15 protein-coding genes are annotated in these 12,341 nt (G+C 66.2%); 6 read left to right on the top strand and 9 right to left on the bottom strand.

All coding sequences use genetic code 11. The features are described 5' to 3' along the window. Positions 1 to 53: 53 nt before the first annotated feature. Genes RU01_RS01125 through RU01_RS01115 form a run of 3 tightly spaced genes read left to right on the top strand, consistent with a single transcriptional unit; the run spans position 54 to position 4,291 of the window. Positions 54 to 1,091 (top strand): alpha/beta fold hydrolase, encoded by a 1,038-nt coding sequence (locus tag RU01_RS01125; RefSeq protein ID WP_042572638.1) that lies wholly within the window; start codon positions 54 to 56, stop codon positions 1,089 to 1,091. 10 nt (positions 1,092 to 1,101) lie between these two features. Then, positions 1,102 to 3,600 carry a DEAD/DEAH box helicase gene (locus RU01_RS01120; RefSeq protein WP_042572637.1) on the top strand — a complete coding sequence of 833 codons (2,499 nt, stop codon included), beginning with the start codon at positions 1,102 to 1,104 and terminating at the stop codon, positions 3,598 to 3,600. 10 nt (positions 3,601 to 3,610) lie between these two features. Beyond that, entirely contained in the window at positions 3,611 to 4,291 is a 681-nt protein-coding gene (locus tag RU01_RS01115) for a PhzF family phenazine biosynthesis protein (RefSeq protein ID WP_042572636.1), read from the top strand. On the opposite strand, the gene RU01_RS01110 is transcribed toward RU01_RS01115, so the two are convergent. Further along, positions 4,288 to 4,965: a hypothetical protein gene (locus tag RU01_RS01110; protein ID WP_042572635.1), complete on the bottom strand. Its 678-nt coding sequence runs from the start codon at positions 4,963 to 4,965 to the stop codon at positions 4,288 to 4,290. The two genes, RU01_RS01115 and RU01_RS01110, sit on opposite strands and share 4 nt — an antisense overlap. Before the next feature lie 52 nt (positions 4,966 to 5,017). Here RU01_RS01110 and RU01_RS01105 point away from each other — a divergent pair, with 52 nt between their 5' ends. Then, positions 5,018 to 5,209 (top strand): hypothetical protein, encoded by a 192-nt coding sequence (locus tag RU01_RS01105; protein ID WP_042572634.1) that lies wholly within the window; start codon positions 5,018 to 5,020, stop codon positions 5,207 to 5,209. On the opposite strand, the gene RU01_RS01100 is transcribed toward RU01_RS01105, so the two are convergent. From RU01_RS01100 to RU01_RS01090, 3 genes are read right to left on the bottom strand one after another with little or no spacing between them, the layout of a single operon-like run. Continuing rightward, a complete protein-coding gene (locus tag RU01_RS01100; protein WP_042572728.1) occupies positions 5,206 to 5,676 on the bottom strand; it encodes an OsmC family protein in 471 nt (156 codons plus the stop codon). The genes RU01_RS01105 and RU01_RS01100 overlap by 4 nt on opposite strands. Continuing rightward, complete coding sequence (locus tag RU01_RS01095; protein WP_231568550.1) at positions 5,673 to 6,512, bottom strand: SDR family NAD(P)-dependent oxidoreductase; 840 nt, start codon at positions 6,510 to 6,512, stop codon at positions 5,673 to 5,675. Before RU01_RS01095 ends, RU01_RS01100 begins: the two co-directional genes overlap by 4 nt. Then, positions 6,509 to 7,090 carry a dihydrofolate reductase family protein gene (locus RU01_RS01090; RefSeq protein ID WP_042572632.1) on the bottom strand — a complete coding sequence of 194 codons (582 nt, stop codon included), beginning with the start codon at positions 7,088 to 7,090 and terminating at the stop codon, positions 6,509 to 6,511. The genes RU01_RS01095 and RU01_RS01090 overlap by 4 nt, the downstream gene beginning before the upstream one ends. 225 nt (positions 7,091 to 7,315) lie before the next feature. On the opposite strand from RU01_RS01090, the gene zapE reads away from it, so the two are divergent. After that, positions 7,316 to 8,341, top strand: coding sequence for a cell division protein ZapE (gene zapE / locus RU01_RS01085; protein ID WP_052493058.1), 1,026 nt, complete (start codon positions 7,316 to 7,318; stop codon positions 8,339 to 8,341). Here zapE and RU01_RS01080 read toward each other — a convergent pair. Then, on the bottom strand, positions 8,304 to 9,197 hold the full coding sequence (locus tag RU01_RS01080) for an alpha/beta fold hydrolase (RefSeq protein ID WP_042572631.1): 894 nt from the start codon (positions 9,195 to 9,197) through the stop codon (positions 8,304 to 8,306). The genes zapE and RU01_RS01080 overlap by 38 nt on opposite strands. Positions 9,198 to 9,327: 130 nt before the next feature. Between RU01_RS01080 and RU01_RS01075 the strand changes: the two genes are divergently transcribed. Next, positions 9,328 to 9,723, top strand: coding sequence for a MarR family transcriptional regulator (locus RU01_RS01075; RefSeq protein WP_231568549.1), 396 nt, complete (start codon positions 9,328 to 9,330; stop codon positions 9,721 to 9,723). Between the two features lie 10 nt (positions 9,724 to 9,733). On the opposite strand, the gene RU01_RS01070 is transcribed toward RU01_RS01075, so the two are convergent. Genes RU01_RS01070 through RU01_RS01055 form a run of 4 tightly spaced genes read right to left on the bottom strand, consistent with a single transcriptional unit; the run spans position 9,734 to position 12,317 of the window. Further along, a complete protein-coding gene (locus RU01_RS01070; RefSeq protein WP_042572629.1) occupies positions 9,734 to 10,081 on the bottom strand; it encodes a hypothetical protein in 348 nt (115 codons plus the stop codon). Between the two features lies 1 nt (position 10,082). After that, entirely contained in the window at positions 10,083 to 11,288 is a 1,206-nt protein-coding gene (locus RU01_RS01065; protein ID WP_042572726.1) for an aminotransferase family protein, read from the bottom strand. Between the two features lie 57 nt (positions 11,289 to 11,345). Beyond that, positions 11,346 to 12,002, bottom strand: coding sequence for a Pr6Pr family membrane protein (locus RU01_RS01060; RefSeq protein ID WP_042572628.1), 657 nt, complete (start codon positions 12,000 to 12,002; stop codon positions 11,346 to 11,348). Positions 12,003 to 12,050: 48 nt separating this feature from the next. Continuing rightward, complete coding sequence (locus RU01_RS01055; RefSeq protein ID WP_027505150.1) at positions 12,051 to 12,317, bottom strand: helix-turn-helix domain-containing protein; 267 nt, start codon at positions 12,315 to 12,317, stop codon at positions 12,051 to 12,053. Between the last annotated feature and the right edge of the window lie 24 nt (positions 12,318 to 12,341).

Below are 12,341 nucleotides of genomic sequence, written 5' to 3'. Positions count from 1 at the left end.
GTCTAGGCTCGGTCGGCGACACGCCCTTGTGTCGCCGATCGAGAGGGGCTCGGATGTCGGACAAACGTCGGCGTGTTCTGCGCCCGGTTCCCGACGCGGAGCCCCGACTGCACTTCCGCACCATCCACGGCTACCGCCGTGCGTTCAGGATGGCCGGCGAGGGCCCCGTCCTTCTGCTGATCCACGGCATCGGTGACAGTTCCGAGACGTGGCTGGACGTCCTGCCGCACCTCGCGTCGAAGTACACGGTCATCGCGCCGGATCTTCTCGGTCACGGTCTCAGCGACAAGCCTCGCGCCGACTACTCCGTGGCCGCGTACGCCAACGGCATCCGCGATCTGCTGGTCACGCTCGGCCTCGATTCGGTGTCCGTCGTCGGACATTCACTGGGTGGCGGTGTGGCCATGCAGTTCGCCTACCAGTTCCCCGACATGGTCGAGCGCCTCGTCCTCGTCTCCGCGGGCGGCGTCACCAAGGATGTGCATCCGGCGCTGCGCCTGATGGCTACGCCCGTGATCAACGAAGCATTCAAGCTGCTCCGCATCCCCGGCGCGATGACTCTGCTCCGCGTCGCGGGCTCCGCCATCGACCAGCTCGACGGCACTCCTCTGCATCCCGGTGCCGTGCTCCACGACACGCCGGACCTCGTCCGCGTCCTGGCCAATCTTCTCGACTCCACCGCGTACGACGCCTACCTGCGAACTCTGCGCGCCGTCGTCGACTGGCGCGGCCAGGTGGTCACGATGCTGGACCGCTGTTACCTGACCGAGAACCTGCCCGTGCAGTTGATCTGGGGCGACCAGGACACTGTCATACCGGTGGCCCACGCCCACCTCGCGCACGCGGCGATGCCCGGCTCGTCCCTGACGGTCTTCCGCGGCGCCGGGCACTTTCCGTATCGCGACGACCCGATGCACTTCCTCGAAGTCCTCGAGGACTTCATGAACAGCACGATGCCACTGAAGTTCGACGAGCAGAGGTGGCGTCAGATGCTCGTCTCGGGAGTCGGCGAGGACGCGATCACCGGGAGCGCGGTCACCCGCCAGGCCGTCCTGGGTGCCATGGGTTCGGACGAGCGGTCCGCTACGTAGCCTGTAGGACATGCTGCTGACCGAGATGGTTCCTGACTCCGCGTCGGCCGACGATCTGTACGACGCGTTCACCACCTGGGTCACCGACCGCGGACTGGAGCTGTATCCGCTGCAGGACGAGGCCGTCATCGAACTGGTGTCCGGTAACAACGTCGTGCTCGCCACCCCGACCGGCTCGGGGAAGTCGATGGTGGCCATCGCCGCTCACTTCGCCGCCTATGCCGCCGGCATCCGATCCTTCTACACGGCGCCGATCAAGGCACTCGTCAGCGAGAAGTTCTTCGCGCTGTGCGAGATCTTCGGCGCCGACAAGGTCGGCATGGTCACCGGCGACGCCTCGGTCAATGCGTCGGCACCCATCATCTGTGCGACCGCGGAGATCGTCGCCAACATGGCACTGCGCGAGGGCGCCGACTCCTCCATCGGCCAGGTCATCATGGACGAGTTCCACTACTACTCCGAGCCCGATCGCGGCTGGGCGTGGCAGGTGCCGCTCATCGAACTCCCCCACGCTCAATTCCTGCTGATGTCCGCCACTCTCGGCGACGTCTCGTTCTTCCGCGACGACCTGACCCGGCGCACCGGCCGCGTGACGACGGTCGTCGAAGGGTCCGAACGGCCTGTGCCGCTGATGTTCTCGTACCGCCTCACCCCGGTGGTCGAGACCATCGAGGAACTCGTGTCCACTCACCTGGCGCCGGTCTACGTCGTGCACTTCACGCAGGCGTCCGCGCTGGAACGGGCGCAGGCGCTGACATCGATCACGGTGGCGTCGAAGGAGACCAAGGCGGCGATAGCCGAGGCCATCGGCGGCTTCCGCTTCACCACCGGATTCGGAAAGACGTTGTCCCGGTTGGTCCGCCACGGGATCGGTGTGCACCACGCGGGCATGCTTCCGCGGTACCGACGCCTGGTCGAGAAGCTCGCCCAGGAGGGCCTGCTGGCCGTCATCTGCGGGACCGACACGCTGGGCGTGGGTATCAACGTGCCCATCCGTACCGTGCTGCTCACCGGACTCACCAAGTACGACGGCGTCCGCACCCGCCAGCTACGGGCCCGCGAGTTCCACCAGATCGCCGGTCGCGCAGGCAGAGCCGGCTACGACACCCTCGGCACCGTCATGGTGCAGGCACCCGAACACGAGGTGGAGAACGCCCGGTTGGTGGCCAAGGCCGGAGACGATCCCAAGAAGCTCAAGCGGATCCAGCGTAAGAAAGCACCGGACGGCTTCGTCTCCTGGGGCAAACCGAGCTTCGAGCGACTCGTGGCGGCGAGCCCCGAGCCACTGACCTCGAAGTTCACCGTGAACAACTCGATGTTGCTCAACGTCATCGCCCGCCCGGGCAGTTGTTTCGACGCGATGCGGCATCTGCTCGAGGACAACCACGAGACCAGGGCCAACCAACGGCGGCACATTCTCCAGGCGGTGCGGTTGTATCGGGGTCTACGCGACGCCGGCATCGTCGAGCAGCTCCCCGAGCCCGACGAGGACGGTCGCACCGCGCGCCTGACCGTCGATCTGCAACGCGATTTCGCACTCAACCAACCGCTGTCCCCGTTCGCTCTCGCGTCGTTCGAACTGCTCGATCTCGAGTCGCCGTCGTACGCGCTCGACGTCGTGTCGATCATCGAGGCGACACTCGACGATCCCCGGCAGATCCTGATGGCACAGCAGCACGCGGCGCGCGGCGAGGCCGTGGCGCAGATGAAGGCGGACGGCCTCGAGTACGAGGAACGCATGGAGTTGCTCGAGGAGGTGACTTGGCCCAAGCCCCTCGAGGAGCTGCTGCGGCCGGCGTTCGAGATCTACCGCGGCGGACACCCGTGGCTGTCGGAGTTCGGGCTGTCGCCCAAATCCGTGGTGCGCGACATGATCGAGAAGTCGATGACGTTCACGGAGCTGATCTCGCACTACGGTCTCTCCCGCTCCGAGGGCTCGGTGCTGCGGTACCTCGCCGACGCGTATCGCGCTCTGCGACAGACGGTTCCACCGGAGGCGCGCACCGAGGACGTCCAGGACATCACCGAATGGCTCGGCGAAACGGTGCGCCAGGTCGACTCCAGCCTTCTCGACGAGTGGGAGAACCTCACCGACCCCACCTTCGACGAGGAGGGCACGCCCGTCGTCGCGTACGGTGCCGACACACCGAAACCCATCTCCGCGAACCCACGAGCGTTCCGGATCATGGTGCGCAACGCCCTGTTCCGACGCGTCGAGCTCGCGTCGCGACGCCGGTGGGACCTCCTCGAGGAGCTGGGCGACGACGTCGATTGGCAGGACGAACTCGAGCCCTACTTCGAGGAGTACGGCGAGATCGGAATGACACCGACCGCGCGCGGACCCCACCTGTTCTCGTTCGTCCAGACCCGCGACGAGACCACCGCAAGGCAAGTTCTCGACGACCCCGAGGGCGACCACGGGTGGTCCTTCGACGCCACAGTCGACGTCGAGGAGTCCGACGAACTGGCCGAGGTCGTGTTCGACGACATCACCGTCACCGCAGGCTGAGAGGAAGACCATGCCATTCGACGTCCATGTCGTGCGGGTGTTCACCGACGACCAGGGTCGGTGGGGCAACCCTCTCGGCATCGTCGACGCTGTGTCCATTGCCCCGGCCGATCGTCAATCCGTGGCGCACGAGCTGCAATACAGCGAGACCGTGTTCGTCGACGTTCCCGCCGGCGCGGCGCAGTCCACGGCCCTCCGCATCCACACGCCCGCCGTCGAGTTGCAGTTCGCCGGGCACCCCACCGTGGGCACCGCCGCTTGGCTGGCCGATCGCGGTACGCCGGTGGATGCGTTACTCGTTCCCGCGGGCGAGGTTGCCGTCCGATTCGCCGACGGCGTCACCTACGTCCGGGCTCGCCCGTCATGGGCGCCGCAGTTCGAGTTCCATCCGGTCGCCGCGCCGGCCGATGTCCTCGCCCTGGACCCGTCCGACTTCACCGACGGTCACCACTACGTGTGGGCGTGGGTGGACGAGGGCCGCGGCGCGATCCGTTCCCGCATGTTCGCGCCCGACATGGGCGTTCCGGAGGACGAAGCAACGGGCGCGGCCGCCGTTCGTGTCACCGAACTACTGGGGCGCAATCTGAGCATCGTGCAGGGACGAGGCTCGGTCCTGTCGACCACGCTCTCCGACGACGGGTGGGTGGAGCTCGGTGGGCGCGTGGTGGCGGACGAGTCCCGAACGCTCTAGTCCAGGACCACCGCGATCTCACGCCCGAGTTCGACGCCCTCCGCCAACGGCAGGTGATCACCGCTCCAGAACCTGCCGGGGTCGTACCAGTTGGCTCGTCGGCGCGGCGGTTTCAGTCCCACCCGGTCGAACGGCTTCAGCGGCGTCGGTGATTCGCGCGGATCGAGCAGACCCATCGCCTCGTACGTCAGGGCCACCACCTCCGCGCAGTAGGCGGTCTCGAGTCGACGGTCGTCCTTGGCCGACACTGCCGGGAGTCGCCCCGCGAACCATCTGCCCGCCAGCCTTGCCGTGGTCGGGAACGCGGTGCCGTCGAGCCGCGCGATGGTCCGCATCAGGTCGTCTTCCTGCGCGTGCGTGATGGGCGACTGCAGTTGCCGGAACCAGCATTTCTGGTCGTAGCGCTCGCCCCAATGGGTGACCGCGTCGCGGAGGTCGTGCAACTGCACACCACGCTGGTGCCGCCCGGTCCACATGTCGGGCAACGATTGCCCCAGCTCCGCATGCCACATCAGGGGCGGCAGATCGTCGAGGACCACGGCCATGCCCACGTGGTTGACCGGGCTGTTCGTCAGCGTCTGGATCGCACGATCCGCCGCCGATCGTCCGCGGAAGATCCAGAGATCGCCTGTCCGCGTGGTCTCCACGGCGGTGGCGAGGTTGACTGAGGACACTCCGTCGACGCTCGTCGACGACGAGCCTAGTTCGTGGCGCTAGCCTTCATGAATGGCTGCACGATCCCGAAAGATCTCCATACGTGGTCTGCTGAAGGTCGCAGGCCTCGCCGGCGCCGTCGGCGTGGCAGCGTCCGGTGTCCTCGTCGCCCGCAACGAGCGCCAGCGTCGACAGTACGAACCGGACGAGGTGCGCGAGCGGTTGCACCAGCGGCTGGCCGTCGCCACGTCCACGAAGCACTAGCGTTCGATCGTCACCTCGTAGCTGATCGGCGTGGTGATCGAGCGTGCGATGAAGCAGTAGTCGGCGACTCGATGATGCACCTGTTCGGCAAGATCCGCGTCGCTCGACGCGTCGATCCGCACCACAGGTCTCAGTGTCACGGACTCGAATTGTCCTGCCCCACCGGGTTCTTCGATCATGACCGCGATCGGCGCGTCGACGTACGAGGTCACGATGACACCCGCCTGCGCTGCCAGCCCGAGATACCAGAGCATGTGGCACTGGGCGATGGACGCCACGAACAACTGCTCCGGATTCCACCTCGACGCGTCGCCACGAAACGCGGGATCCGACGACCCTGCGATGGCGGGAACTCCTGGCGCTTCCACATCGTGGTCGCGGGAGTACGACCGGATCGTCCTCGTTCCGTCTCCGGTGTTTCCGGTCCAGGTGACGGCGATCTCGTACTCGTGGCGAATGCTGGTCACGAGGCGCACTCCTCGTCCGGCGCTGCGCGGAACCGCTCGTCGCGCCGATAGTCCCGCAGTCGGCGCGCGAGCGCCTCGGCAACCTGTCCGGGCGCGTCATCGCCCACCAACAGTCGCAGCCTGTCGTCGTCCGGGCTGCGGACATGGTCGACGATCACCGCCGCAGCATCCGCAGGCGCCGTTCCGCCGCCCGTCCCCTCCCGCGGCCACGGTACGTCGGGGGTGCCGAACACCGCGGTCCGCAGATCGTCGTAGTCGGGAGACGGAGCGCTGAATCGCATGCTTCGTGTGCCCCACTGGGTATTGACCGCGCCGAGCTCCGCGATGCTCACGCGAATCCCGAAATCCTTCACCTCGGCTGCCATCGCCTCACTGAAGGCTTCGAGCGCCCACTTCGACGCGGCGTACAGGCCCAGGGTGGGCATCGTGCCGACGGCTCCGACGGTCGAGATCTGCACGATGTGGCCGGACCGCCGAGGCCGCATGACCTCGACGGCTGCCTGACTGAGCCAGAGCGCACCGAAGAAGTTCGTGTCGACGATGTCGCGGGCCTCATGCTCCGTCGTCTCCTCGATGGCACCCACCGCCCCGTGACCCGCGTTGTCGACCAGTACGTCGAGGCGGCCGAACTTCTCGACGACGGAGGAGACGACCGCCCGCGCCGCGCCGCGATCGCGCACGTCCAGGTGATCGACGACGAGTCGCTCGTGAGCGGGAAGGTCTGCCTCGCCCCTCACGGTCGCCATCACGGTGTCGCCCACGTCGAGCACACGGTCCACCAGCGCACGACCGAGCCCTCGACTCGCACCGGTGATCAGCCACACCCGGCCTGTCACGATCCGACCCCCGCTCGACGGGTGTACTCGGCGATGACGACGCCGGAGTCGAACGCCCGCAGTCGGGTGCGCTCGAACGGTCGGTCGGCGTACCGAACACCGGCGAACAGGCGCACACCGTCACCGAGAACCACCGGGTTGATCTTCAGGACGAGTCGGTCGATCCGGTCGACGAGGCCACCCGCCAGCGCTCCCCCACCTGCCAGCCAGATCCCGGCGCCGTCCTCCCCACGAAGTCGGTCGAGGGTGGCTGCCGGATCGTTCGTGACGGTCACGTCGTCGGACTCGGATCGACGGTGCCGGGACGCCACGAACTGCCGCAGGTGCGGATAGGGGCTGACGATGCCGACGTCCAGGGCGGCGGAGTATGTCGTCCACCCCATGATCACCGTGTCGAACATCGTTGCGTCCGATTGGATCCCTAGCGCATCCTGCACGTGTCCGGGAAGCGTGTCCGCGAACTCGTCCACGAGCACTTCCATATGGTCGCCCTCGTCGAGGAAGGCGCTCCAGGTGCCGTCGGGAGCCGCGATGAATCCGTCGAGACTCGTCGCCACGTAGTACGTCACATCGCGCATGGGTGATCCCCTTTCGGTCAGGCCCTTGCACGGTAGGTGCTCGACGGCCCCGCGCGCGACCCATTTCCGCAGTGGCGCAGGTCCTCGGTTGCATCTCATGCCACCCGATCGTGGTCAAGTGTGCCGATTGGCAGAATTTCCGACGATCGGGTGCCGAAAAGTGCACGAGTACTACGTGTTCGAACACACGTATCCCGACGTGCAGGAGTTTCGTACGGTCGAGCGATGCGGCTTCGTCGATCTGTTCGGGACAACCTGGTCGCGCCCGGGGCCATCCGTGCGGCCGCGTACGCCCGCGGTATCGCTCTGGACGAGCATCAACTCGCCGCGGCCGACGCGCTCGAACAGCTTCGACATCGCGGCGTCTACCTGTGGGGTCCGCCCGGTCGCGGCAAGACGTGGTTGATGGACACCTATTCCGCTCTGGCGTCGACCGACCGGAAAGTGCGCACTCACTTCCATCGCTTTCTCGCGGACCTCCATACGGTTCTTCACAAGAACGGCCACGACCTGGCTGCCGCACTGGACCATCTCGTCGGCGACGTCGATGTCCTGTGCTTCGACGAACTGCACGTCCACGATCCAGCGGACGCGATCTTCGTCAGTCGACTCCTGACAGCGCTGTTCGAGCGTCCGACGGTTGTTGTCGCGACATCGAACTACCCACCCGGCGGACTCCTCCCGAACCCGTTGTTCCACAACATGTTCGAGCCGACAATCCATCTCATCGAACGGTCGATGGACGTCGTGTGTGTCGACGGACCGATCGATTACCGCACAGTGGATCCCACGTCGACACGCACGGGATTCGCTGCAGGTCAATGGATCACTCTCCGGGAGCCGGACCCGAGCGGGTTGAAGTCTCCCGAACCTCGGGAGGCCGAGCGTCTCACGATCGGCGGCCGAACCGTCGAGGCACTAGCCGTGCGCGCAGACCTGGTGTGGTTCACCTTCGACTCGTTATGCGTCCGGCCCCACGCCCCGACAGATTTCCTCGCCCTGGCAGAACGCTTCCCCCGGTGGGTGATCAGCGAAATCCCGGGGCCGAGCCGACTCGCCCGCGACGCTGCTCATCGTTTCGGCTCTCTCGTCGACGTCCTGTACGACGCGTCCATCCGAACGGACTTCCTAGCGGATGTCCCACTGAAGGAATTCCTCGGCAGTCGATACCTGCCCATCGACGCCTGCCGCATGGCCAGCCGGTTGGGTTCGGTCAGTCGCTCCGACGCGGGTGGGCAAGGCAGTCGATGACAATTCTGGCTACATCGTCGGCCGGTTCGAGAGGAAGGCTGTGGTGAGATGCAGCGTCGAGGAGGACTACCCGCGCTCGCGGTAGGACCTCGTCGACCTTGCGAGCCACGTTCGACGCCGAATGAGCCTTGCTCCGGCCTGCCAGGACGACGCTCACATCAGCTGTAATTGCAGCGAATTCGACCTTCGAAAGCTTCTTCGGTACGACCGGACGCTGCCGTGGGAAATGTGCAGCTCCGATGGTCAGGACGGACATCCACGTCGGATCCACGCCGATGCCGGCGCACTCCCACTCGACGAACGCACGTTGTCGACGTTCTGTCGGCATCGTGAGTAGCGGGACCGCACGCAGGAGATACGAAGCGCTCAGTCCCGTGAATACCGACGTGGGATCCACGAGGATCAGACGTGCAATTCCGCTACCCGGTGCGACAGCCCTGGAAGCGGCCACCATCGCTCCGTACGAATGGGCGACGACATCGACATCGTGCACACCCAGAGCACCGATCACTGCGTCGAACCACCCGTGAAGCTCTGCGATCGACGCGATGCGATCCGCGTGGGGAACACTTCGGCCGACGTCGCCCATCAGGTCGATCGCGAATACTCGGTGCGTGTGTCCCAATCGCCCAGCCAGAGAACCGAATACGGCCGAGGTTGCGCCGGCACCGGGGAGCAGGACCACGGGGCGGCCGTTCGGCGATCCGCACACGTTCACATGTGTGGTTCCGTGCTCTGTCAGCACGTCGCGCGTCTCCGTGTCCGGTGGCCAGTGTTCGAGCAGCGAGTCGTATGCATCGAAGAAGCGCTCACCCGCGGACGAGTCTGCGAACTGTCGAATGGTCTGCCTGCTCATGGCACCCTCACTTTATCTCGATCATCGAGACACTAGATCAGCGAGATATACTTGTCCAATGGCGCAGGAACCTCGGACGAACGATGCTGGTTCGGACCCTCACGTGCTGATCCACAAATTGAGGGAGGTCGTGGTCAGCCTCGACTTGCTCGGCGCCCGGTTCGCGCGCGTACACGATCTGCACCCCACTGATGTGCGCGCGCTGATTCTCCTTCTCGACGCCGAGCGCACCGGCCACCCTGCGACTCCAGGGTGGCTCGGGAGTGCGCTCGGCGTGAACTCTGCGTCGACGACGGCGTTGGTCGACCGGATGCAATCACGCGACTTGGTGTCCAGGACACGGGACACCGTAGACCGACGACGCGTGCTCCTCGAGGTGACGTCCACCGCGAGAACGCTGGGTGAGTCGTTCTTCGGTGATGCGATCGGTCGCGCAATGGTGTCGATGAATTCTCTGTCGCCATCCGACCGCGGAGTCGTCGACAGATTCCTCACCGACGTGAACACGGCGATCTCTGCGGAGTGACGGTAGCGCCTCAGCGAGTAGGACCTTCGTGTAGCTCGGCCCCTGCAGGGAAGGCGAGGACGAACTCTTCACCCACGTCACCGACCGCGTCCGAGACTGCCGTGGTCACGACGATGCGGTGATCGTCGACGGTCCGGATCCGCACTTCTCGACCCTGATAGGTGAACTTGTCCATCAGGAATCGGAGGCCGCGGCGCTCGAGCGCCTCTTCGGCCTCCGGCCACTCCGATACCGCGGCCAACGGTCGGCCGAGCCGGTCGACCGGCACCAGATCAGGTGCCTGTGACTGCATGTCGATCCACCCGATCACCTCGCCGTCCTCACGGCCGTGCGGAATCCAGTGATCGGGTACGGCCATGTCAGCTCGCGGTGGCGTCCAGAGCCCGCGACATGGACGCTGCCATCTGCTCGACCTCGTCGTCGGTCATGACGAACGCGGGCGAGAACTGGATCGCGCCGTTACCTGCCGCTCGGGCGGACACGCCCTCACGGCGCAGCGTCTTGACGAACGGCATCGCGTAGGTCGGGTCGGCGAACTGCACCGCCGCAACGACGCCCATGCCGCTGCGCACCTCGCTGATCAGATCGTGATTCGCCAGGGGTGAGAGATGCTGGTGCAGAGACGCTTCGAGCCGAGAGGCATGTGTCAGCAGGTCTTCGTCCTCGATGATGTCGAGGTTCGCCATCGCGGCTGCGGCCGCGCCCGCATGTCCGCCGTAGGTGTAGCCGTGGCGCCACCATGCGCCACCCTCGTAGAAGGGTGCGGCGACACGAGGGCTGACGAAGACGGCTCCCATCGGTACGTACCCGGACGTGAGTCCCTTGGCAGTGCACATCATGTCGGGCTGGAGATCGAACTTCGACGACGCGAACCACGCTCCGCCGATGCGGCCGAAGCCCGTCACGACCTCGTCGGCAACGAACAGGATGTCGTGGTCGCGGCAGATCTGGCGCACCTCGTGCAGATATCCCTCGGGCGGCAGGTAGACCCCACCGGCGCCGATGATCGGCTCCGCGAAGAAGGCGGCGATGGTGTCGGCACCTTCCTTCTCGATCAGTTCGAGGAGTGCTTTGCCCTCGTCCCAGGCAACCGTGCGGGCGTCCGACATGAGCTCGCCGTAGTTCTCGCGGTTCAGCGGAAGTCCCGACAGAGCCGTTCCGGCGACGTGCATACCGTGGTACGCCTTCTGTCGGCCGACGACGATGGTCTTGCCGGGCTTGCCCACCTGGTGCCAGTAGCGGCGAGCCAGCTTCGCCGCGGTGTCGATGGAGTCCGATCCACCCGAGGTGAAGAAGATCTTGCTGCCGGCGACGGGTGCGATGGCGGCGAGACGGTCGGCGAGCTCGAGCGTCACGTCGGGAACGACGTCACCGAACGTGGAGTAGTGCGCGAGGGTGGACAGTTGCCGAGCCACGGCGTCGGCGATGGCCGTCCGGCCGTGACCGACGTTGGTGAACCACAGTCCCGCGGTCCCGTCGAGATACCGGGTGCCCTTGTCGTCCCAGATGGACGCACCGTCGCCGCGAGCGACGACGAAGCGTCCCCCCGACTCGACGGTGTGCATATCGGCGAATCCGTGCCAGAAGGCGGATGACGTGTGCTGTGGCGAGGTCACGAGGGATCAGACTAGGCCACGGGACGCGCGGATTCCCGACCGGCGGGAGGTCGCCAACTCCCCCACCCGATCCACCGCGAGCGCGATCAGCAGGAACGCCACGACGAGAACGACGAGCCCGATGGCGAGAGGGACGTACCCGCTTCCGCGGGGGTCGAGGAACGGGTACGGGTACCAGTCGACGATGGGGCCACGGATCAGGCTGTAGACGCCGTAGACCACGGGGAACACCAACCACACCAGCGGTGCGAACTCACTGTTCCGACGCCGTGGTGGGTCGAGGACCCAATCGACGACGATGAGGACGGGGACGATCCGGTGCAGGACCGCATTGGTCCACGCGTCCTGGATCTGCACGTCGACGTTCGACAGCAACACCGCGTACACGATCCCGGTGATCACCATGTAGGTCGTGGCCGCCCCGCGGACCTTGTCGAAGGTCTCGGAACGGGGATCGACGACCCCGCCGACCAGGAAGACCACGACAGCCAGCACGTTGCTCAGCACGGTGAAGTAGCTGAAGAAGTTGGCGAGCGAGAACCCGGCGACGTCCGCGGACCGGATAGGGATCCAGATCAGCGCGGCCAGCCCGAGCAGAGCGGCGACGACACGGAATACGCGCAGCGCGACCGGGGTGTCGACGCGAGCGTCCGGCGAGGTCATGAAGCGATCCTCACACGAGCGCGGTCCTCCGCGCCGAGCAACGGAACACTAGATCGCGACGCGGTGCTCCCTGTCGCCCTGCCACGCGTCCACCGCGTCGGACACCGGCAGTCCCAGTGCCGCACAGATCTGCAGCACGGTCCCGAAGCTGGGGCTCGCAATCCGCCCCACCTCGATCTTGCGGAGCGTCTCGGGTGAGATGCGGGCGTCACGGGCGACGATCTCGGGGTCTCGTCCCGCTCGTGCGGCACGCAGGACTGCGCCGAGGCGACGACCGGCCTCGACCTGCTCGGGACTCAGAGGAATGCGGACCACAGGGTCAGCATAGCGGTATTCCTG

Origin of the sequence: Rhodococcus sp. MEB064 (assembly GCF_000834565.1) — a bacterium.
Lineage (GTDB): Bacteria > Actinomycetota > Actinomycetes > Mycobacteriales > Mycobacteriaceae > Rhodococcoides.
This window is presented reverse-complemented; position numbering and strand designations above follow the sequence as displayed.

Coding starts and splice junctions, on each gene's coding strand:
- RU01_RS01080 (WP_042572631.1), bottom strand. CDS start 9,197: ATGAGCAGGCAGACCATTCGACAGTTCGCAGACTCGTCCGCGGGTGAG.
- zapE (WP_052493058.1), top strand. CDS start 7,316: ATGCGGCTTCGTCGATCTGTTCGGGACAACCTGGTCGCGCCCGGGGCC.
- RU01_RS01060 (WP_042572628.1), bottom strand. CDS start 12,002: ATGACCTCGCCGGACGCTCGCGTCGACACCCCGGTCGCGCTGCGCGTA.
- RU01_RS01070 (WP_042572629.1), bottom strand. CDS start 10,081: ATGGCCGTACCCGATCACTGGATTCCGCACGGCCGTGAGGACGGCGAG.
- RU01_RS01065 (WP_042572726.1), bottom strand. CDS start 11,288: ATGCACACCGTCGAGTCGGGGGGACGCTTCGTCGTCGCTCGCGGCGAC.
- RU01_RS01090 (WP_042572632.1), bottom strand. CDS start 7,090: ATGCGCGATGTGACGTACTACGTGGCGACGAGTCTCGACGGATTCATC.
- RU01_RS01125 (WP_042572638.1), top strand. CDS start 54: ATGTCGGACAAACGTCGGCGTGTTCTGCGCCCGGTTCCCGACGCGGAG.
- RU01_RS01120 (WP_042572637.1), top strand. CDS start 1,102: ATGCTGCTGACCGAGATGGTTCCTGACTCCGCGTCGGCCGACGATCTG.
- RU01_RS01105 (WP_042572634.1), top strand. CDS start 5,018: ATGGCTGCACGATCCCGAAAGATCTCCATACGTGGTCTGCTGAAGGTC.
- RU01_RS01115 (WP_042572636.1), top strand. CDS start 3,611: ATGCCATTCGACGTCCATGTCGTGCGGGTGTTCACCGACGACCAGGGT.